Raw genomic sequence first — 21,054 nt, forward strand, 5'->3', positions numbered from 1 at the left:
GGAAGTCGTATTAGTTCATGAGTCCAGACTTTGAAATCATTGCGCCCCGCTTAGCGCTCAAGCTCATCCCTGCTGAAGAAGCACATTCACTACAACGATTACTTGCAGAATCCCCTTCGCTGCACCAATGGCTTGACTGGTGTGATAAAAACGTCACATTGAAAACCGCGCAGGACTTTCTGTTGGCAACCCGTCTTAACTGGGTCAAAACTGAGGCTTTTGGTTTCGGTATCTATGAGCGGCAAAGTAACACTTTGGTTGGAATGGCAGCGGTTAATGAGTTATATCATACGTTTAATATGGCGAGTATTGGTTACTGGGTTGCCGACCGCTATCAACGGCAAGGTTATGCCCAAGAAGCCGTTAAAGCCTTAGCAGAATTCTGCTTCGCAAAGCTAAGTTTAACTCGACTAGAGATTGTTTGTGACCCCGACAACGAAGCTAGCCAAGCCTTAATTGAGTCCGTCGGTGCACAAAAAGAAGCCATCGCCAGAAACCGGTTTATTTTTCAGGGTAAGCCTAAAGATGGCGTTGTGTTCTCACTTTTACCGACAGATCTAACATAAACAAAAAGCCACCGACTTGCGGTGGCTTCTGCATTTTTTAAGATACAACACATCCACACAGAGTGGATTTAAAACCTTAGTGCAGCTTAAGGTTTGGACGCAGCACGCGATTAATGCGGCCGACGAGCATCATCAGACCGGTTTTGAATACACCGTGCAACGCCATTAGGTGCATGCGATACAATGAGATGTAAACGACACGAGCAATACGGCCTTCTACCATCATCGACCCTTTAGTTAGGTTCCCCATCAGACTACCAACGGTTGAGAAGCGACTTAGAGACACTAATGAACCGTGATCTTTATATACGTAGTCTTTCAACTCGCGCCCATTGATCTTCGCGACGATGTTACTAAATGCCTGGCTTGCCATTTGGTGTGCAGCTTGAGCGCGTGGCGGCACGAACGAACCGTCAGACTGGGTGCATTGTGCTAAGTCACCAATAACAAAGATGTCATCATCTCGTGTTGTCTGTAGTGTGTTTTTCACTACAAGCTGATTGATACGGTTCGTTTCTAAGCCAGCGATATCTTTAATAAAGTCTGGAGCTTTGATACCCGCAGCCCAAACCATGATTTGAGCTGGGATCTTCTCACCATCTTTTGTAGTAAGGCCATCTTTTTCAGCTTTAGTCACCATAGTGGCGGTGCGCACGTTTACGCCCAACTTCACCAACTCTTGATGAGCAGCAGAAGAGATTCGTGGAGGTAACGCTGGTAAAATACGCTCACCTGCTTCAATCAGATTGACGTTCAACTTGCTAGAATCAAGATCACCGAAGCCATAAGTGCGCAGCTCTTTAACAGCATTATGTAACTCAGCTGATAGTTCAACGCCAGTTGCACCAGCACCAACAATCGCAATATCGACCGTACCGTTACCGTTTTTCGCGTGCAGCTTTAGGAACTCGTTGTTCATTTCTGTACGGAAACGGTGTGCTTGCTCAGGGCTGTCTAGGAAAATACAGTTTTCACGAACGCCAGGCGTGTTGAAGTCGTTTGATGTCGAGCCAATCGCCATCACTAGAATGTCGTATTCTAGCTCACGGCTTGGCATAAGAAGTTCACCGTGTTCGTCTTTAAGCTCACTTAAGATGATAACTTTACGTTCACGGTCGATGTCTTGAAGACTACCCATTTGGAAGTCGAAGCTGTGGTTTTTTGCATGAGCACGATAGCTCAGTGCATCTACTCCTTCGTCCAAAGAACCTGTAGCAACCTCATGCAATAATGGCTTCCACAAGTGGCTCGCTTTTCGATCGACTAGCGTAATTTGCGCACGGTTTTTGCGACCTAGAGTTCGACCAAGCTTAGTTGCCAACTCAAGACCACCTGCACCGCCGCCTACAACGATAATGCGTGTCACAATGATTTTCCTCTACAAAAATGAATATATGGGGTTCAGCTCGATGCATGACTCACAAACATTTGTGGCATCCATCCAACCGATGAATTCTTGGTTCTTAGAGGTGTCTCAATTACTTGGATTAAAAAACTACCACCCACTTTGATTCTTTATCTATCAATGACTTGTCAAGGTTTGGCATGTTTATCTGGTACGCATACGGCGCCAGAAGTTTTTGGGCAAGTTTATTACTCGCTCTCAATTTTTTTTGATATTTATCAAATTATTTTAGTCCGGTTCATTATATAGAGACCAACTTTGAAGGCAACCAAAATCCGTGTAACGAGTACGGATTGACTACTTTTCGACTACTCTACAACAAGGTGTTCGTGCTACATAGGAGGGAAGTAAGAAAACGGTAAGGAGAACACAATATTCAAAGCGTTAAACCAAGAAAATGTGCCTTTCAAAGAGACAGTGGCTCGGCATACTCAAGAGAAGGAATCGCAGCAAAGCAGCCGATAAAAACGCCGCTTTACTGTCTACACTCAACATTAATAAGTATTTTTAAATGCCTTTATCGCTTGTAAATGATGAGAGATTTTTTTGAACTTATGAGACTGAGTTTCATCCCAAATGATTTGATAGTGTTTTCCTAACTCAGCTGCCGTTTTCGAATTGTCATGCACTTCATCATCTTTAGAGAGAATCACTAAGCAGTGAGCTTGATTTTTCGCTCGGAACTGATCAACACATTTTGTTGCGATATCTTCGTACTCTTCTGGACGATCGATTCGACCAGCCATCGTTTTTTCTGGGTGCAAGTTCGGGTTGAACATCACTTGCTTGATACCGCATAGAAAACCAATTCGCTCAGACCAGTAACCACCTAAACCAACCCCGCAGATTAACGGGTTTGGGTCATCAGATTGATCGATAACTTTAGACACTTCTTTTAACAAGTGTTGCATGTCGTGCTTTGGGTGAAGGGTGCTGTAATTGATAAAACGAACGTCGTCGTCGATAAATTGCAGTTGAAGAACTTTTTCGTGGTTACCCGGGCTTGTACTGTCAAAGCCGTGTAAGTAAATAATCATGTGTACCTCTCCCTGTGTGTATCTGGTACTTTTATTAAAACTACCACTATTTCCTTACTGTTAAAGGGGAAAATATCACGAGTTCTCAAAACAGTGATCTTCCATACACAATGAGCCTTTCAACTCATACGCACTGTTTAAGTATTGTTCATCTCCCCACAATTTATAGGCAAGTAGATACCAGAGCATCGCCATCACCAAGGTTCTTGGTTGCCAAGCTTTTACACCTCTCAGCCAAAGAGACACATCTTCGACACCTCGAATTTGGCAATACTGCTTTACCGCTTCTTCCACAGGCGAATTCGCGACCTGAATAGTTAAGGTCAAATCAAGCCTAGGGTCAGCAATCCCGGCATACTCCCAATCAATGACTTTCACCCCACTCTCTCCTCGCACTAGGTTGTAACACCCCAGATCGAAGTGACATAGGGCCAGCGGAACAGGTGCAACGTTCGGTTCCGTGCGCCACTTCATGTACAAAGCCTCAAACTCCGTCCCCACATACTGACCACCAAGCTCAAGCCAATAATGATCGATGCGAGAAATATATGAAAATGGAACCAAAGGAATTGCGCTTATCGGATATTGATGAATCTTCGCCGCAATGGATAATAAATTGCTTAGTGCTAAGCCTGACTCCGTCAGAGCCTCTCCTTCTATCCATTCCACCAGCAACCCTTGCTCATGAATAAAAACTGGCTTGGGGCCAATTTCCAATGAAGAGACTGCATTCAGCACTTGATATTCACTGTGACGAGAAATTGAAAAAGCCTTGCAGACATGACTGGTCGGTCGCCAGATGTATGCAAGGCCTTGAGAAGATTCCAACCGCCAACAACGGTTGGTGAGCCCCCCGGTAACAGTTTGTACTTTTACCGGAGGCTCCGTAAAGAAGCCATCGAGAGCGTTAAGATTCGGATCTAACTGTTTTGCTTGTTGCCAAGAAAACCATGCCATTGATGACTTCTCCACCCTGTTCGATTAAAGACCGAATAGGCTCTTAGATTGCGCTTTACGAATTTCAGTTTCATCCGCCCACTCAATCAAACCTGTTTCTAGGTCCATTAGGCGCATGGTCATCTTGTAGTATACATCTTTATCGCTACCTGCATTTTTCACAATGCTAGATAGGTTGCCGTAAAGCATGTATTGAGCACCAACCATTTTACCAAATTGGATCGCTGTGCTTTGGTTAACAAGCTCATCCGTGTTTTGGAAGTTAAGTTGTTCACGCACAGACTCAACACGATCCATATCAACAAAGCGGAACTTACCTGAGTTCAACATCTTAGTAGAGATCGTGTCAGTAATGGATTCAGTGTCAATATGTTCACTGGTTTTGTTCTTAATTCGCTCAACAAAAACGATAGGACGTTGGTCACGAGTAATTGCTGCTACAGAGCCCGACATCATCATGCTATCCACCATTTCAGCCGCGATTTTTTGTAAATCTGTTGAGCCAAAATCGATAGTCGTGGTTTCTGTTGCTTGCGCATCGCCGTAAGAGACTTTGTTAGAACAGCCACCTAAAATGACGGCAAGACCTAAAAGAGCAATAATACTTTTTTTCATGAGAGTTCCTTAGTTTTTCAATACCAGCGCATCGTTAGCGCGGCAGCTTCGGCAGAGCCGTTAAGATTAATCGTCTTGTGCTTCTCTAATTTGCACACGGAATTTTGTGCCATTTGGATTCACAGTAACTTCAGATAACGTGACTTGCTCAAATCCTCGCACAATCATTTTTCGCCACGGACCAGGTTTGGTATTCACTTCTAAACCATTGTTGTCATACCAATAAAATCGGTAAAGAATGTGCTGATCACCTTTGTAATTGCTACTCAACTGCACGACTCCTCGTGGGCGATCATCAACGTAAGTGGTGGTGATGTTGTCAACTAATAAGCGACTACCTAAAACGTTATCATTAAAGAATACTTTTTGCGTTTGGCCATCAATTCGAATACCAGCCGTGTTTTCGGCGCATCCAACTAAACCAATAGCCATTGCTAAACAAACAAGCCATGCTTTCATTACAGTCTCCCTAGCTGTTTATGCCACACGGTTGAGTGTGCTCCCTGACGAGATACCCATACCAATGTAGTCTGCTGTGCAGGCACTTCAAACTGGTAGGTTTGATCACCCAAGTTTAAACTTTGTGTTCCCGGTTTCACGATTTTTGAAGCCGTTTTCACTTGCGCTGGCAATGTTTGCCAACTTCTCGTATCTGGCTGTTCGGTCAATGTGTTCCATACATTGAAAAGTATGTTGCCCACATCATCGCCTTTTTTCGCCGCCTCTTTTCGGATTCGATCTTTTGCCCAAACACGAAGAGCTTGACGGATCACTATTGTTGTAAGACGTTCATTAAGATCGTTTTGCGCCATCGCATTAACATCAACCAGCGTACTGGAAGATAATACCTGACCATTTAAAACAACATCGCTAAAACGTTGAGCACCTCGGTTCTGATAATAAGGAAGCGCCAACGAATAAATCGCGCCATTATCGCGACTGTCGTAAATCGGTAAATCAATACGCCACCCTTTCATCGCCTCAACAACACCCTGCTCATCAATAACGATGACTCGCCCTTGTGACTGAGTTAATCCAGAAGGTGCTTTGCCATACCGCTTCTCTAGCATGCGCAAGTCTTCACGCATGCCTAACTTCTTAGCAGCGTATAAGGTGCTTTCCACAACTTGCTTGTTGTCTGGCATTACAGCGAGTGCTCGTCGGTAATCAACATAAGCACTGTTTAAGTCTCGCGACGCTTCATATAACAAGCCAGAAAGATAGAACAGATAACCATTTTGTACCGCGCTTAGTTTTTTACCAGCATCAGGGTAGTTCGCTAACACACTGCCTAAATTGGCAGACATGCCTTGCTTGTTAAGGTCTTTCTCTGCTGCTTTTAGCTCTTTTTCACGCGCCTTTCTTGCTGCTTCCTGAACTTGATTAGCTCGACGCACTTCAACTAGTGCCCCTTCTAAATCGTTTTTCTGTAAGTAATTTAGTCCTAGATACAGGTGCAAAAAGCCAAGTTCGTAATCGGCGGGATGATAGTCTTGGAGATTGTCGTTCACTGCGAGAGAGCCGACGCTCGTTGCCGTGTCTGACACAGATATCGTCGCACGATCTTGTTGAACACGTACAGCACGATCGCTGCTTTCTAGCGCATTTAAACTTGTTGGGTAATCTTCAGCAAGAAAAGAGATGCGACCTTTTTCAAAATTGCCAAGTATCTCGCCACCCACTTCACTTGATTGAAGTTGTTTTGCTTTGGCATATTCCCCTGCAACAACGGCTTGATAAACTTCTTGATTCTGGTTGCTGTAATGACTAAACAGATTGCCCGCAGATAAATTCGCGCAGCCAGAGGCCATTAAAGCCCAGCTCATCAGCCCTAACAGCTTTACACCTAGTTTCACATTTATCTCCACAAATGTGTCATTCGACAGGAAAAAGAAGTGGGTGAATCACCACCCACTTTTAAAAGCTTAGCTCAATACCATTGGACCTAGAGGGCGGCCGCCTAGTAGGTGCATGTGAATATGGTAAACCTCTTGGCCACCATGTGGATTACAATTAACGATTAGGCGATAGCCGTCTTCAGCAATACCTTCTTCTTTCGCTAACTTTCTAGCAACAGTGAACAAACGCCCCATCATTGCTTCATCTTCAGCTTCTACATCATTCGTTGTTGGGATCAGTTTATTCGGAATAATGAGAATATGGCTTGGTGTGCGAGGGTTAATGTCGCGAAACGCAGTCACCAAATCATCTTGATAAAGGATATCGGCAGGGATTTCCTTGCGAATAATTTTACTAAAGATCGTTTCTTCCGCCATGAGGACTCCATTTTATAAACGTAATTAGACCCCAATTAGTATGCGCCAACCAAAAGCGGAGCTCAATAAAAACAGTGTTCACTTAACATTATTAATCAAATGCTAATTAACGAAGCTTTTTTTGTCGTGTGCGTCATAAAATGCGCGTCACAAACTGAATACAATCCAATGAATTTTGTTACTTTTTTAAGACAATTATTATTTTTATACCCAAGTAAACTCAAAAATGCTTGGGTAGCTTGTCTATTTTTGGGAGAGGAAGCTCACTTATGCGAGGTTCAGTTATTAAAAGGATGTATGCCGGCTTTGCACTGATCATCATCCTATTTGCCGTCACAATTGCCATTATGATGGGAGGAATGAGTGATATTCACGGAAAATTTGGCACGGTTTCTAAATCATCCCTACCGTTGGTATCGTTATCTAATCAAACCAGTGTTGAGCTGCTTTCTGCCGACAAATCATTTAAAGACTTCCTGACGACAGAGAATAAACAACGCATGGATGAAATGCGTCAGGAATTTGCTAGATCTCAACAGCGCTTCGAATCCACATTGGCTCAACTGAAAACCGCAAGCCAAACCTACCCTTCTCTTGCCGAACCGTTTTCACAGTTAAAAACGTTAGAGCAGAGCTATTTTACAGAAGCTCTAGAGGCCATGGACAACTACGAAGCAATGTTCGCGGCTCAAGAAGAAGTGCAAAAATCCTCACGCCGCTTCCAAAAACTGAATACCGAACTGTCGGTTGGTCTTAAAGAATATGTGGCAGATCAAACCAGCATTTCTGTCAAAGTCATGGCAAAGAGCTACTTTATCAAGTTAAAAGATGCCGAAGTAATTACCTCTGATGCCCTCGCCAGTTCCAACCCTGAGTTTGTTACGCAAGCCGTGGCTAAAAACCGCAAAGCAGTAACACACTTGAATTACGCATTCCGCGGGTTGGTGACTCAGCTTCCTGAGCTAGAAAAAGCATTTGGCGAATCTGTAGAGCAATTTACTCGTGACGTCGGTATGCGTGGCGGTGTGCTAGACCAACATAATAATTACCTCAATGCTCGCGCCGCTTTGTATAACAATATCGCTAACCTAGCAAATAAAGTGGATTCAACCATGGCGATTCTTGAGCAATTCACGACAACCGCAACAGATAAGCTCAATGAATCATTGGCAGATGCAGGTGACATATATTCGGCAGGTGTAACGAAAGCCATCATCATTGGCGTTATTGTCGTTTTACTCGCGACAGCGATTGGCTACCACATCGCACAAAGCGTTCGCGAACCGTTGACTCGTATTCTAAAAGTGTTAGAAGGCCTGACTGAAGGTGATATGACACAGCGTATCGATATTCGCTATAACAACGAATTCAGCCGTGTGAGTCGACACATTAACTCACTCGCCGACAACCTTCACGAGATCTTGGTGAAACTCAACGAAGCGTCAGAAAACCTATCGTCAACCGCGACAACCAACGAACGCACCTCTTCGCAAGCACAAATTAAATTGAGCTCTCAACGCGAACAAACGGCAAACGTCGCTACTGCGATGACAGAAATGTCTCATTCAGTGCAAGAAGTCGCGCAAAGTGCGCAAGGCTCGCTAGAAATGGTGCAACGCGTCGAATCTGCCTCTAAAGAAGGCAGAAATGTTATGAGCAGTAACATCTCAACCATTAATCAACTAGAAACACGTTTGAACGAATCGGTTTCCGCAGTTTCTGAGCTACAAAAGATGAGTGGTCAAATTGGATCTATCCTTGATGTGATCCGCAACATTGCGGAGCAAACCAACCTACTGGCATTGAACGCGGCAATTGAAGCGGCTCGCGCTGGTGAACAAGGTCGCGGCTTCGCGGTAGTGGCAGATGAAGTACGAGTACTCGCATCAAGAACGACTCAATCAACCACTGAAATTGAATCTATGATCAGTAATCTGCAATCTAGCTCACAATCGGCAAACCAAGTCATACAAAGCTGTATGAGCGATATGGAGATGTCGGTTGAGCAAGCGTCAAAAGCGAACAGCTCAATGGAAGAGATCCAGGCGCTAATCATCGAAATCAGCCAAATGAGTACGCACATTTCACAAGCAGCAGCAGAGCAAAGTGAAACATCAACAGACATTGCTCGCAGCATCGAAGATATCAACAGCATCGCCGATGAAAGTTTCCAAGCCATGTCGAGTATCGCGCAAACCAGTGAATCACTGACCCACTTGGCTCATCAGCAAAATGAATTGGTCCACCGATTTAAGTTATAAATACTTTATAATTAAGAGCATTAATTAGTGCAATCAACTGTATAAGGGCGACTTTTTGTTAAGTCGCCCTTGTTTTTTGTCGGCCATGTCTACATATGATTAATAAGGCCAGCTCATCCCCTTGCACAACTCTTTTCGAGCGGCCTCATAAAAAGGAAAATCTATGGCTGTTCATGTTGGTATTATCGATCAAGACCCAGTGAGATTGGTCACTCCTCTATTAGATAATCGTACGCTAAGCACACATATCGTCTTCATCGGAGACAAGAGCCAGTTAGATATATTTGACCGACTGAGTGCCGTTTTAGATCAACGAGAAATTACTTCTGAATTTTTTGAAATTCCATCCGCTGTTAATACATCTCTGATCAAACAAGCAATTCAAAAACTGGCAAAAGACCTCCATGAACGCGGCGAAGATGTAAAATTGAACGCGAGCTGTGGTCTTCGTCATCGCTTGTTGTCGGTGTACGAAGTTTTCCGTACCTATCGCTGGCCAATTTTTGTGGTTGAGCCTAGTAGCGATAAGCTTTGTTGGTTATACCCTGATGGCAAAGAAGATACCCAAGTCGAAGATCACATTACGATTGCAGATTACCTCACTATCTTTGGTGCACGCGGCGAGTTTCACCACGTTGATTTACCACCTCTTCTTGATAAAAAATTGTATGAACTTGGTGAACGATGGGCCTCAAATGCGCTTGAACTTGGGCCAGGTCTAGCAACACTTAACTACCTTGCAACCACATGCCGCAAAGAACAAAAGCTTGATGTCGAGCTCTCCGAAAAACAGCAGGGCTACCGTGAGCTCAACATGTTGCTTTCAGATTTAGTAGAAGCAGAAATCGCCACCTATGAGAATGGCGTTTTAACGTTTGCAGATGAAGATGCTCGACGCTTTTCAAACGGTGAGTGGTTAGAAACTTTGGTTCACAGCACCGTGAAGCAAATCCAAGACACCATGCCAACGATCCAAGATCGATCGTTAAATGTTCAGGTTTATCGCAAACTTGGTGAAAGTGAAGTACGCAATGAGTTAGATGTCGCAACAGTTGTAAACAATAAGCTGCACATCATCGAGTGCAAAACCAAAGGCATGAGAGATGACGGCGACGATACTTTATATAAGTTAGAATCGCTTCGCGATCTATTAGGTGGCTTACAAGCGCGCGCAATGTTGGTGAGCTTCCGTCCTCTTCGTCACAATGACATTACTCGTGCTGAAGACTTAGGGCTAGCCCTGATTGGCCCTGATGAGCTTAAAGATTTAAGAACGCACTTAACGGCTTGGTTTAAAGACGCGGGCGGTTCAGACGAGATATAGTGCCATTAAGAAAAGCTAAAATTCACAACGATAAAAAGCAGCATTAATGCTGCTTTTTTTATACCTAAATTTTAGCTGTACGCATTTCTATAACTAGAAAAAAACCAGAGGTTAGCCTCTGGTTTTTTCTGTTTGTTTAAATGCCAACTATAGGGGCTTAAAGCATTTTACGCGCTGCTTCTACAACCACTTTAATTGAACGCGCTTCCGTTTCTTTCAGAGTTGAATGATCTGGAATCTCTTTTTGTGTACGGTTGATGATAACACCTGCCACACAACCCGCTTTTAAACCAGAGCTCGCACACATTGTTAGCAGTGTTGCAGACTCCATCTCGAAGTTAAGTACGCCCATGTCTTGCCATTCTTGCATAGAGCCTTGGAAACGCTTAACAACACGACCAGAGAACGTATCGTAACGTTCTTGACCAGGGTAGAACGTGTCGCTTGATGCAGTCACACCCATGTGAACTGTAGCGCCAGACTCTTCTACCGCTGCTTTCATTGCGGTTGCTACTTCAAAGTCAGCAACTGCTGGGAATTCCATAGGAGCAAAGTGTAGGCTCGCACCGTCAAGACGAACTGACCCCGTCGTTACGATCATGTCACCCACGTTTACATGCGGTTGAATTGCACCCGTTGTACCAACACGTAGGAAAGTACGAACACCAAGCTGTGCCAATTCCTCAACTGCGATAGAGGTAGAAGGACCACCAATACCTGTAGAACAAACCACAACAGGTTTACCGTCTAGCTCTGCACGGTATAGCGTGTATTCACGATGGCTTGCTAGAAATACTGGATTTTCCATTTGTTCTGCGATTTTTTGAACACGCGCTGGGTCACCAGGAATGATCGCTAGAGTCGCACCATTAAGATCAGCTTCAGTAACACCTAAATGGAATACAGCTTGAGACATAAGTCGCTCCTTATTGTGGCTTATTTTATGAACAATAAGCTCATTAATCAGTTATTGGGTACAGATGCACTGTAGCGAACCTTTCACCAACATAGAGTGATCACAATCACAATGACAAAATGTAATGAAAATGAAATTTCAAACAAAACTGGTATTGATCACACTTTAAGGGGCGTTAAATCATTTTGTTGCATAGCAATGCGTGATTTCAAGGACGAGAAAAACGTCTGATCGCATCAGGTGAATACGGTTAAAAAAAGCCCGATACACGAATGCCTCGGGCTATTAATGAGTGGGATCATTGGTTAGGTCAGTTATTTGATCTGTTTGGACTCAAAACGAAGTAATCTCAACGCATTCAATGTCACCAGTGCTGTTGCACCACTGTCAGCTAATACTGCAACCCACAACCCAGTAACCCCAAGTAAACTTGTCACTAAGAATACACCTTTCAAACCTAGCGCTAACGCGACATTCTGACGAATGTTACTTAGCGTCGCACGCGACAGTTCTATCATGGCAGGTAGCTCAATCAACCGGTTGTGTGTTAACGCCGCATCAGCAGTCTCGAGCGCAACATCCGTACCGCCTCCCATCGCAATACCAATGCTCGAAGCTTTCATGGCTGGAGCATCATTGATACCGTCTCCCACCATCGCAACGGTATGTTGTTGTGATAGTTTCTCGACGTAATGCACCTTGTCTGCAGGTAACAAACTCGCTTTATAATCCAAGCCTATTCTATTTGCCATTGCTTCTGCACTTCTCGGGTTGTCACCCGTTAGCATCACCGACGTGACCCCAAGTTCCTTCAACATTGCGATGGCTTGCTGGGCATCTGAGCGCAATGTATCTTGCCATGCGATCACGCCAATGACCTCGTCATCGTAACGAACAATGACAACCGTTTTACCTTGTTGTTCCAACGTAACCACTTGCTCTTTGGCTTCTTGAGAAAGTGGAAAGTCTGCCTTTGAAGGCGTGACCACTTGGACCATTTTTCCATCGACGTAACCAGTGACACCAGAGCCTACTTGCGCGGTTTTATCCAACGCTTCAGGAATAGTAAGCCCCTTCTCTTGCACTTTGGTAACTAAAGAAACCGCTAGAGGATGACTTGAACCAACCTCGATTGACGCAGTTAGGCTAAGTAACTTGTCTTCATCCATATCAAAAGCAAAGACGTCGGTCACTTCTGGTTTACCTTGCGTCAGTGTCCCAGTTTTATCAAATGCGACAGACTCAACCTTGCCAAGCAACTCAAGCGCCGCTCCACCTTTGATCAATGCGCCCCGCTTAGCCGCTGCCGCCAAGCCAGAAGTGATCGCCGCAGGCGTTGAAATGACTAATGCACATGGACAAGCAATCAACAGCAGGGCGAGTCCTCGATAGATCCACGTTTCCCACGGTTGGGCAAATAGTAATGGCGGCGTAACGATAACCATCAGAGACACCAACATCATTAGTGGCGTATACCAACGGCTAAATTTATCAAGAAAGCGTTCTAATGGTGCCTTACGGGATTCTGCTTCTTCAATCAAATGAAGAATTCGATCTATCGCATTCTCGCCCTGACGGGAAGTCACCTGTAAACGAACCACTTTATCGACAACCACAGCCCCGGCCATCACTTTGCCACCGGTTTGATGTTCAACGGGAACAGATTCTCCCGTTAACGCACTTTCGTCAAAACTCGCAAGCGCATCTTGCAAAACACCGTCGGCAGGCAAACGACCTCCGGGTGCGACTTCTATGATATCCCCTGGTTTAAGCTGCGCAGCTGGTACTTCTTTGCGTTCACCATCAATAATTAAAATTGAATTTTCTGGGACTAAGTCCATTAACGCCTGGACACCGCTTCGCGCGCGAGATGATGCATATGCTTCTAACTTTTCACCAATAAGGAAAAGCAATAACACCATTGCGGCTTCGGCGGTTTCACCTAAATATAAAGCGCCGAGCGCCGCTACACTCATTAACGTTTCAATCGCAAAAGGCGTACCGCTACGCGCCAACTTAAATGCTTTGAGCGCGATTGGGTATAAACCAAGTAAACACGTCAAAGTGAATAACCAAGCGCTTATTTGAGGGTCGATCTTAGAAATTACTGCCGCAGTAGCCATTGCACCAGCAATCGAGAGAATTTGGATGTTGTCTCTTATGACGCCAAGCCAGCCTTTCTTTGTAGTGCTTGGTTTTGGAGCATCAAGTGAAGAGAGCGGGAAACCCGTTTTTTGGGCTGTCTGCTCTATCGTAGCTATCAGCTCTAGACCATCAAAATCGACGACCAGTTTTTCTGTTGCAAACAAAACCTTGGCTTGGCTGACGCCTTGTAAAGACGTAATGGCTTTCTCAAGCTTTTGCGCACAAGATGGGCAATCCATACCTGACACAAGCCAAGCGTTCCGAACGGAGGAATTACTCTCCCTTGTGGGATCGTCTTCCTCGCCTGTGTCAACGCTGCAGCCTCCTCCACTACAGCAAGAGCTTTCAGAAACATCAACACTGGCCTGAGAGATATTGAGCGAAGATTTTACTGGCGCACAGCATGACTCGCTTGCACCAAGCGGCACCGCAGTTTTGATTTTGCTAGATTGGCAACCTTGATGTTTTGTACACATAATTTTTTCCTTATTGGTATCGGTGATTTACCTATTGCTAAGGATAAACCTTAGAGTAAGCTCCAAGGTCAAGATAAATTTGTACAGTTCGGCGATAGAAAATAAAAAAGACGCCGAAGCGTCTTTCCAAACCAGTTTAAAAGCAATATTCCGTAAAGTTTAAACAGAGAGGTTAAACGGGATGCTTAAAACACTCATTTAATGTCATTCCTATGGCACGCAGCACGTCTCTTCTTGTGATAACACCAACCAACTTACCTTTGCCATCCACCACTGGATACATTTTCGGCTTTCCAACTTTCATCATGTCAGCCAGTTCAATTACTGACATTTCTGGAGAAACAGATAAGACATCATCATGCATACACTCTTGTACCGTATGTGTATCTTGGCAGTGATAACTTGCTTTCACCAACTTATCTAATAAGTCTTGCTCCGATAAAAACCCAACCACTTTTTCATTTTCATCAATGACAGGGCCACCTAGTGTGACACTTTGCATTACTTTGTTTAAAGCTGCCGAAAGTGACATATCTTTCGTGAAAGTCACCGCTTGCAACGTCATGTAATCTTTTACTTTTAATGAATGCATTCTTATCTCCTTAAGGGCATTTTATTGCGGCCTTTAGATAAGTGTCGCCTAATTTCCTGATTTTACTAAATGGAAAGGAGTAATTTTATTTATAGGCACAGCCTATTGAACTAAAACAAAATTAACTCACCGAACAACATTCACTGTATTTCGTTAAACGCAAGATTCAGCCAGGCTGATTTTTCTAGGCAATAAATACAACAAAGCCAGTCAAATTGACTGGCTTTGTTATTAAGTAATGGTTGCGTTAGCTATGTTGGCGGCGCATGTTGTCTAAAATAATGCCAGTCGCCATCGCGACATTCAGTGATTCGGCACCGCCAAACGCCGGAATCGTGATCTTATCTGTCACGAATTTTGCTGCGGCTTCGCGCACACCATGAGATTCGCTGCCCATCAACAAAATACCTTCAGCAGCGAAATCCGTTTTATGAACGCTCTCTCCTTCCAAAAACGCGCCATATACTGGCAATTTGGCGTGTTCCAAGTAACTTGGCAAATCCACCAAACTCACTTGTACGCGGCCAAAGCTGCCCATGGTCGCACTGATCGTTTTAGGATTATAAGGATCAGCACAATCTGTACTCGCAATAATGTGCTTGATGCCATACCAGTCTGCAACACGAATAATCGTACCTAGATTACCAGGGTCGGATACACCATCTAGCGCAATCATCAAGCCTTTCGCTTGAGGCTCTTTTACACTCGGAATTTCAACCACAGCAATGGCCGCATTATTGCTCACAAGCGTGCTCGCTTTGGTCAATTCATCAAGCGATGCTTCAACACAATCAAAACGATTTAGCGTACCAGCATTTTGTTCGAGAAATGCCGCTGTTGCAAAAACCTGCTTCACCTTCAATGAACTACTTGCTAGCTCTAGTACGTTCTTTTCACCCTGAACTAGGAATAAGCCATGCGCTTTACGCTGTTTCTTTTGACCTAAAGCACGAAGCAGTTTTAATTGGTTTTTTGAAATCATTAAAGTATCCCAGGTGAAAATGGTTATTCGGCGAGCGTACCCTAAACAATCTTCACGACAGTTCGGTATCGAGCGGATGAGATTATAAATTATACCTAAATAACCTCAAGAAGCTTGATCATCAGAAGACGTTGAACACCAAGCGTAGCCAAAATAAAAGAAAGTTCAAAAACGAAAAAAGCCCTGCGATAACGCAGGGCTTTCAAAGGGTGGGACCCCAGCCACATCCCGGCACACAAGTCACACGCTGCGGCTGCTTCCTTCCGGACCTGACCGAGTTCACGAGCTATTGTTGCGAGAGGACCAGAGCCCCATAATTCTTTTCGAGAGGTCTTGCCTCAATCGATGGGGCGATTATTCAGTATCAGCTCTCATAATGCAAGAGCAAAAACCTTGAATTTCATCATTTCATTACCGTTTGGACAAAACTCGATCAATTCATTCCTTTATGATGAAACCGTACAGTCACGATAAGAGGAGTCGTGCCGTGAGGACTGCTTACTCATGTACATGTCTTCATCAGCCAAATGCATCGCTTGCTCTAAGCTCATGTGCCGTTCCCTTTTTGCAGAGAAACCAATAGAGATACTTATAGACTCCAAATCACTACATAATTTGCCTTTCACGTCTATTCTACTGAGCTCTCTCATTGCTCTAGTTAACTCGGCTTGCGTAGGATAACCCAGCAATATGAACTCATCCCCTCCAATTCGATAACATCTTCCCGACCAGACATAATGAATTTTTAGTGCCAGTAGTTGTAAAACTTCGTCCCCAGCGCGATGCCCATAAGTGTCATTGATTCGTTTGAAATGATTAATGTCTAAGTAAAGTATGGATAGATCTTTGTTTACTCCTTTTCGATACTTTACTTGCAACGCACGACGGTTCCTTAACCCTGTTAAGTTGTCAGTGTTCGATTGACGGTAAAGATAAAGCGAAACACAAATAGCAAACAATAATACAAAGATAAACACAGCTTGTGTTTGCGTCGCTAATCGAATCTCATATTCAAGTGCGGTACGCCAATCTGGGCGTACATCGTACTGAGCAATGATCTTATCAACTTCTAACATCGCTATCGCTCGACTGAAGAAAGGCGCAAGCATGGCTCCTTTTTCATTCGCGACCAATCCAACAGAGAGTTGTGACTCATAAAACTCGCCAATAGCGGTATCCTGCTCTATCGGAACCAATTCACTGAGACGTAAAAAATGATTGAGCATCGCCGTATCCATCGGAATGTAATCGACTTCTTCACTTAATAGCCCCTGAATGAGCTCTTGTTGAGTACGATAACGTTTGAGTTCTTTTAGCGGCAATAGTTGCGTCATCATTTGATCGAAAAAGTCATCCTTAACTACGCCAATCCGCTCAGATATCAACTGTGAAACATGAGAGTATGTGCTCGGTTTGTAACCTAAACGCTTGACCATCACCGATGCTGGCGCGTAATGGGGCTTTGGAAAGTAGCTAAATGCGCGCCGCTCACGGCTGACCGTTAACGGCGCCAAAATTTCGAAATTACCTTGGATAAACTCATGGTACATAGAACCCCAGCTTTCACCAGGCTCACTAATGATCAAGCAGTTTAAAGCCAAGATCTCACAGCTTCTCAGGACTACATCAGCCGTCATCCCTTCGACACTACCATCTGCGTTGTATACAACATATGGAAAGATAGATTCGAGCTTAATCCGTATTGGTTCATTAAAATCAAAGGGCAATAAACGAATAGAATCACGCAACGCTGCTCGCCTTAATTCAAATTGATACTGGGAAATTTCTTCGCGAAGCTGCTTTTGCACCGCTTCCCCGTGAATAAACGTAGCGAACGTGTCCAACTCCTCAAGATGATGATCTTTTTTACTGATGATGGATACGGGCTTTATCAAAATCTGATCATTGAGCATCTTGGCGTCAAACCCCTCCATCAGCATCGGCTTGAGCTGGTTAATGGCATCGACAACGCCGTCCACAGCACCTGAACGTAGCAGTGTTACTGCTTGTTCGTGACCTTGATAAGAGATCTGTTCTAGACCAGGGTAGTGTTGTTTAAGTAATTGGGCATAAACTGTATCTTTGGGGACGCCAACACGCGAAATATCACTCAACGTCGAATCTTTTAAGCCAAAGAGGTAGGTATATTCGATATTTGTTGGGCGGGAATAACTAAAACGTTGAGCACGTTCTTGTGTGTAAGTGATATTCGCAGCAAAGTCCGCTTCCCCATTCGCTACTGAATTTAGAATGGCATCAAAGCTGGAGTAGTTTACGTATTGAACGGTAAAGCCAAACTCCTTTGAAGCAGCATTGAAAAGAACACGAGTGACGACATCATCCGCTTCAGTCGCGACTTTATAATGAGCAATTAAAGGGGCTTCGGCTTTTACATTCAAACTCAAGAGGCAACATGCAAAAAGCAACAGTGTTCGAGCAAAAGTTGTCATGACAAACTTATCTTAAATCAACCACTTATATTGTGGTTATTATTATTGGAAGTGTAGTAAATATGAAATGAAGAACATATACTAATCTCCATTTTGTTCCACAACCAATTCGATACTCTGCCGCACATGTCACTTTTTACCTGACTAAAAACTCATAATTCAGCCTGTTCATCGCTACTACGTAAAATATAGTCAGTCATCCAAGCCGTCCCTAACAAACAGATCCAAACCACGAAAACAGGGTTTGGCACATCCGTGGTCGGGCTGACGACTAAAGCGGCAAAACCCACAGTCGGCAATGTCCAACATAATAATTTGCTCCAACGAATGGTATGTTGAAGCTTCGCAAGTGCTTCCATTGACGCTAACATTCCCGTCAAGCTTAACGCCATAAGAACGGCGTACGGTAGGCCTGCAATCCACAATGGGAGCAACAAAAACAACGGCCACCAGCTGTGTTTATTGGATGGCGTCCAATGCGCAGCCGACCACCACATCGCCATAACCGCAATGGTTTGAACCACTGTAACCCAAGCAGACCCATCCAGCTTACCGCCTTGCTGTGTGACCATAAGACCAACTTGCAGTGTAAGTACAATAAGACCAGCGGTGAGCAACACGCCTAAAGAGCTTCTACGAGAAAACACCACCATTAAAAGTGGGAAAAGGATCAAAACACCAACCGACAAAGCAATTGGCTGCATTGAGAGTGTCGCACCAAAAGCCATCATCGCGCCCAGTAATACTAGGCCAGCGAACCCACCTTGTGGCAGAACCCACAGCGCGGGGATCATAAGTGCAAGAACGGGAATGTCACCCTCGCTCAAACTCATCGCCCGAACGCAGACAACAGCGAGTAAGGTCGTAACGAAAAATTGAAGTGTCGATAAAATCATAGCGCCTCCTGGCTTCCCCACCTACTTGGTAACTCAACGGCAAAAACTGGGATTGAAAGTCGTTGAGAGGGTCTAGATTCAAGCTTAGCTTGCGTTTGCTTCATGCTGTTTAAGGCTCATCAACCAACGACACTAAAGAACAGAAAATGTAATTCTTCAAAGTGAGTCGCTGGCAACACAAGGGTTAAGAACCGTTAGCAATATACAAGTCCAATGGTTTACCATTCCTTAGTAATCCAAAATAGACACTTTTGAGTATGGACCAATTTTTAGCGCAAATCTTTGCTGTAATTCACCAAATTCCAAAAGGAAAAGTCTCCACCTATGGGGAAATTGCAAAAATGGCCGGTTATCCGGGCTATGCGAGACATGTTGGTAAAGCACTGGGTAACCTACCAGAAGGCAGCAAACTCCCCTGGTTTAGAGTGGTAAATAGCCAAGGAAAAATATCTTTAAAAGGCAGAGACTTAGAGCGACAAAAAAAGAAATTAGAAGCAGAAGGGATTGAAGTCTCGGAAGTTGGCAAAACTTCACTTAAAAAATACAAATGGCAGCCTTAAGCTGCCATTTTTTGTTCTCACTACGTCGTATTAACGTGTTCCAACTAGACGAATATCTAATTGGTGAGTTTGTGCTTCATCTGTAATAACACCGTTATGTGTGTCGCTGATAAAACGCAGCTTTCCATCTACCTCAATGCGAGCACGAACGCTGTAACGATGGTTTGGTTTGATTTCATTGCTGTCGTAACTCAACTCAAAAGAAAGAGGAACTTGCTTACCTTCCGTTTCGAATGTCTGTTTCGCCAACACTTTTGCTGGCGCATCCGCCAAGGACACATCTTCTAACGCAATAGTAACCACTGCGTTTGGTGGCAAGGCAATCCGCTCGCGATAAGCCACTGTACCTGTAATCGTCTTCATTGACGCTTCTGTAGATTCCATTTCTGTATTTTGAGAAGTTTGGCAACCCACTAACGCAGCCCCAAAGAGTAGAGAAGTAACAAGTAGTAGTGTTTTTTTCATATATTCCTCGAAAAGAGCATTAAACCGAGGCAATTATAGGTGTGGAATATAAAACTGTCTGCTTCCTGTCACTTTATTTGACAATAGTTTGACTGAGTTAGAATTTATCAAACAATTGATTTTGTTTCATAATTGGAACAATACTATTTCTAAGTTACTCAATAGTTCTTAACTATGCCACTTCACAAGAGTGAGGCTGTTGAGGTAACTTGGAATGAAAGACAACGGTGAGGAGACACAATGAGTAAACCACTACGAGAATTGCTCAGCCTACTACAACTCGAAAAATTAGAAGAAGGCTTGTTTCGTGGCCAAAGTGAAAACCTAGGTTTGCCTCAAGTTTATGGCGGTCAAGTAATTGGGCAAGCACTTTCTGCTGCGCGCTACACCGTTGAAGAAACACGCACGGTACACTCCTTCCATAGCTATTTTTTGTACCCTGGCGATCCAGAAAAACCTATTATTTATGATGTAGAAAATCTGAGAGATGGCCGTAGCTTTAGCACTAGACGCGTAAAGGCAATTCAAAATGGACGCCCTATTTTTTACCTAACCGCATCCTACCATGGCGATCAACCTGGGTTTGATCATCAAAAAGAAATGCCAGATATCCCTGGTCCAGAAAACTTTGCCTCAGAGAGTGAGCTCGCAAGCCATATTGCAGAATTTCTACCCAAACGCTTACGCAAAACATTTTGCGGGGAAAAGCCAATCGAAACTCGCCCCGTTACGGTTATCAACCCTTTGAAGCCCAAAAAAGCAGAACCCAAACAGTACCTTTGGATTCGTGCTAATGGTGAAATGCCAGAGAATCAGCTAATTCACCAGTACCTTCTGGCCTACGCATCCGATTGGGGATTCCTTGTAACAGCAATGCATCCACATGAAGTCTCATTAATGACGCCTAACTTTCAAGTGGCCACCATTGACCACTCTATCTGGTTCCATCGCCCGTTTAAGATGGATGAATGGCTTCTATATGCGATAGAGAGCCCAACGGCGAGCAATACTCGTGGGTTGGTCCGTGGCGAAATATACAACCAGCAAGGTCACTTAGTGGCGACCGCCGTGCAAGAAGGGGTGATGCGCTACACGAAATAGCTCGTGTTCGTTACACGAAAAAAGGAGTGC

19 protein-coding genes and 1 other RNA gene are annotated in these 21,054 nt (G+C 44.1%); 5 read left to right on the forward strand and 15 right to left on the reverse strand.

The features are described 5' to 3' along the window. Positions 1-17 precede the first annotated feature (17 nt). A complete protein-coding gene (locus tag R7P74_RS03200) occupies positions 18-566 on the forward strand; it encodes a GNAT family N-acetyltransferase (protein WP_005387823.1) in 549 nt (182 codons plus the stop codon). A gap of 76 nt (positions 567-642) precedes the next feature. On the opposite strand, the gene R7P74_RS03205 is transcribed toward R7P74_RS03200, so the two are convergent. The 7 genes from R7P74_RS03205 to hinT all read right to left on the reverse strand — a co-directional run bounded on the left by R7P74_RS03205 (position 643) and on the right by hinT (position 6,856). After that, entirely contained in the window at positions 643-1,932 is a 1,290-nt protein-coding gene (locus R7P74_RS03205; protein ID WP_005378463.1) for an NAD(P)/FAD-dependent oxidoreductase, read from the reverse strand. Between the two features lie 533 nt (positions 1,933-2,465). Continuing rightward, the gene (gene ycfP / locus R7P74_RS03210) at positions 2,466-3,008 is read right to left on the reverse strand and encodes an alpha/beta hydrolase YcfP (protein ID WP_170897184.1); all 543 of its coding nucleotides are present in this window, start codon (positions 3,006-3,008) and stop codon (positions 2,466-2,468) included. Between the two features lie 75 nt (positions 3,009-3,083). Beyond that, a complete protein-coding gene (thiK, locus tag R7P74_RS03215; protein ID WP_318122675.1) occupies positions 3,084-3,965 on the reverse strand; it encodes a thiamine kinase in 882 nt (293 codons plus the stop codon). Positions 3,966-3,989: 24 nt separating this feature from the next. After that, positions 3,990-4,580, reverse strand: a complete 591-nt coding sequence (gene lpoB, locus R7P74_RS03220; RefSeq protein ID WP_005378467.1) for a penicillin-binding protein activator LpoB — start codon at positions 4,578-4,580, stop codon at positions 3,990-3,992. Positions 4,581-4,646: 66 nt separating this feature from the next. After that, positions 4,647-5,039: a YcfL family protein gene (locus R7P74_RS03225; protein WP_005378469.1), complete on the reverse strand. Its 393-nt coding sequence runs from the start codon at positions 5,037-5,039 to the stop codon at positions 4,647-4,649. Continuing rightward, a complete protein-coding gene (locus tag R7P74_RS03230) occupies positions 5,039-6,436 on the reverse strand; it encodes a COG3014 family protein (RefSeq protein WP_054576369.1) in 1,398 nt (465 codons plus the stop codon). Before R7P74_RS03230 ends, R7P74_RS03225 begins: the two co-directional genes overlap by 1 nt. Positions 6,437-6,505: 69 nt before the next feature. Then, a complete protein-coding gene (hinT, locus tag R7P74_RS03235; RefSeq protein WP_005378473.1) occupies positions 6,506-6,856 on the reverse strand; it encodes a purine nucleoside phosphoramidase in 351 nt (116 codons plus the stop codon). Positions 6,857-7,125: 269 nt separating this feature from the next. On the opposite strand from hinT, the gene R7P74_RS03240 reads away from it, so the two are divergent. Both R7P74_RS03240 and R7P74_RS03245 read left to right on the forward strand, forming a co-directional pair. Further along, a complete protein-coding gene (locus tag R7P74_RS03240; RefSeq protein WP_318122678.1) occupies positions 7,126-9,117 on the forward strand; it encodes a methyl-accepting chemotaxis protein in 1,992 nt (663 codons plus the stop codon). A 163-nt stretch (positions 9,118-9,280) separates the two neighbouring features. Beyond that, positions 9,281-10,441: a DUF1887 family protein gene (locus R7P74_RS03245; RefSeq protein ID WP_005378476.1), complete on the forward strand. Its 1,161-nt coding sequence runs from the start codon at positions 9,281-9,283 to the stop codon at positions 10,439-10,441. 157 nt (positions 10,442-10,598) lie between these two features. Here R7P74_RS03245 and udp read toward each other — a convergent pair whose 3' ends face one another. The 7 genes from udp to R7P74_RS03280 all read right to left on the reverse strand — a co-directional run bounded on the left by udp (position 10,599) and on the right by R7P74_RS03280 (position 18,898). Continuing rightward, a complete protein-coding gene (udp, locus tag R7P74_RS03250; RefSeq protein ID WP_005378479.1) occupies positions 10,599-11,357 on the reverse strand; it encodes a uridine phosphorylase in 759 nt (252 codons plus the stop codon). A gap of 314 nt (positions 11,358-11,671) precedes the next feature. After that, positions 11,672-13,978: a zinc/cadmium/mercury/lead-transporting ATPase gene (locus R7P74_RS03255; protein ID WP_213966482.1), complete on the reverse strand. Its 2,307-nt coding sequence runs from the start codon at positions 13,976-13,978 to the stop codon at positions 11,672-11,674. Between the two features lie 172 nt (positions 13,979-14,150). Then, the gene (locus tag R7P74_RS03260) at positions 14,151-14,570 is read right to left on the reverse strand and encodes a CBS domain-containing protein (protein ID WP_005378483.1); all 420 of its coding nucleotides are present in this window, start codon (positions 14,568-14,570) and stop codon (positions 14,151-14,153) included. A 247-nt stretch (positions 14,571-14,817) separates the two neighbouring features. Then, the gene (locus tag R7P74_RS03265) at positions 14,818-15,552 is read right to left on the reverse strand and encodes an RNA methyltransferase (RefSeq protein WP_005378485.1); all 735 of its coding nucleotides are present in this window, start codon (positions 15,550-15,552) and stop codon (positions 14,818-14,820) included. Positions 15,553-15,764: 212 nt separating this feature from the next. Next, positions 15,765-15,861: signal recognition particle sRNA small type (ffs, locus tag R7P74_RS03270), an RNA gene on the reverse strand. A 137-nt stretch (positions 15,862-15,998) separates the two neighbouring features. Then, complete coding sequence (locus R7P74_RS03275; RefSeq protein ID WP_318122679.1) at positions 15,999-18,002, reverse strand: GGDEF domain-containing protein; 2,004 nt, start codon at positions 18,000-18,002, stop codon at positions 15,999-16,001. Between the two features lie 152 nt (positions 18,003-18,154). Continuing rightward, the gene (locus tag R7P74_RS03280) at positions 18,155-18,898 is read right to left on the reverse strand and encodes a hypothetical protein (protein WP_005389942.1); all 744 of its coding nucleotides are present in this window, start codon (positions 18,896-18,898) and stop codon (positions 18,155-18,157) included. Between the two features lie 257 nt (positions 18,899-19,155). On the opposite strand from R7P74_RS03280, the gene R7P74_RS03285 reads away from it, so the two are divergent. Then, positions 19,156-19,458 (forward strand): DNA base-flipping protein, encoded by a 303-nt coding sequence (locus tag R7P74_RS03285; RefSeq protein WP_005378570.1) that lies wholly within the window; start codon positions 19,156-19,158, stop codon positions 19,456-19,458. 30 nt (positions 19,459-19,488) lie between these two features. On the opposite strand, the gene R7P74_RS03290 is transcribed toward R7P74_RS03285, so the two are convergent. Beyond that, the gene (locus R7P74_RS03290; protein WP_005378572.1) at positions 19,489-19,923 is read right to left on the reverse strand and encodes a YbaY family lipoprotein; all 435 of its coding nucleotides are present in this window, start codon (positions 19,921-19,923) and stop codon (positions 19,489-19,491) included. Positions 19,924-20,163: 240 nt separating this feature from the next. Here R7P74_RS03290 and tesB point away from each other — a divergent pair, with 240 nt between their 5' ends. After that, on the forward strand, positions 20,164-21,024 hold the full coding sequence (tesB, locus tag R7P74_RS03295; RefSeq protein WP_005378575.1) for an acyl-CoA thioesterase II: 861 nt from the start codon (positions 20,164-20,166) through the stop codon (positions 21,022-21,024). Positions 21,025-21,054: the final 30 nt, after the last annotated feature.

This window comes from Vibrio sp. 2033, assembly GCF_033339735.1.

Bases quoted from the DNA above. Each gene is read 5' to 3' on its own strand.
- R7P74_RS03200 (WP_005387823.1), top strand. From the start codon at position 18: ATGAGTCCAGACTTTGAAATCATTGCGCCCCGCTTAGCGCTCAAGCTC.
- thiK (WP_318122675.1), bottom strand. From the start codon at position 3,965: ATGGCATGGTTTTCTTGGCAACAAGCAAAACAGTTAGATCCGAATCTT.
- R7P74_RS03225 (WP_005378469.1), bottom strand. From the start codon at position 5,039: ATGAAAGCATGGCTTGTTTGTTTAGCAATGGCTATTGGTTTAGTTGGA.
- ycfP (WP_170897184.1), bottom strand. From the start codon at position 3,008: ATGATTATTTACTTACACGGCTTTGACAGTACAAGCCCGGGTAACCAC.
- R7P74_RS03255 (WP_213966482.1), bottom strand. From the start codon at position 13,978: ATGTGTACAAAACATCAAGGTTGCCAATCTAGCAAAATCAAAACTGCG.
- R7P74_RS03265 (WP_005378485.1), bottom strand. From the start codon at position 15,552: ATGATTTCAAAAAACCAATTAAAACTGCTTCGTGCTTTAGGTCAAAAG.
- R7P74_RS03285 (WP_005378570.1), top strand. From the start codon at position 19,156: ATGGACCAATTTTTAGCGCAAATCTTTGCTGTAATTCACCAAATTCCA.
- R7P74_RS03275 (WP_318122679.1), bottom strand. From the start codon at position 18,002: ATGACAACTTTTGCTCGAACACTGTTGCTTTTTGCATGTTGCCTCTTG.
- R7P74_RS03240 (WP_318122678.1), top strand. From the start codon at position 7,126: ATGCGAGGTTCAGTTATTAAAAGGATGTATGCCGGCTTTGCACTGATC.
- hinT (WP_005378473.1), bottom strand. From the start codon at position 6,856: ATGGCGGAAGAAACGATCTTTAGTAAAATTATTCGCAAGGAAATCCCT.
- R7P74_RS03290 (WP_005378572.1), bottom strand. From the start codon at position 19,923: ATGAAAAAAACACTACTACTTGTTACTTCTCTACTCTTTGGGGCTGCG.
- tesB (WP_005378575.1), top strand. From the start codon at position 20,164: ATGAGTAAACCACTACGAGAATTGCTCAGCCTACTACAACTCGAAAAA.
- R7P74_RS03245 (WP_005378476.1), top strand. From the start codon at position 9,281: ATGGCTGTTCATGTTGGTATTATCGATCAAGACCCAGTGAGATTGGTC.
- R7P74_RS03260 (WP_005378483.1), bottom strand. From the start codon at position 14,570: ATGCATTCATTAAAAGTAAAAGATTACATGACGTTGCAAGCGGTGACT.
- R7P74_RS03280 (WP_005389942.1), bottom strand. From the start codon at position 18,898: ATGATTTTATCGACACTTCAATTTTTCGTTACGACCTTACTCGCTGTT.
- udp (WP_005378479.1), bottom strand. From the start codon at position 11,357: ATGTCTCAAGCTGTATTCCATTTAGGTGTTACTGAAGCTGATCTTAAT.
- lpoB (WP_005378467.1), bottom strand. From the start codon at position 4,580: ATGAAAAAAAGTATTATTGCTCTTTTAGGTCTTGCCGTCATTTTAGGT.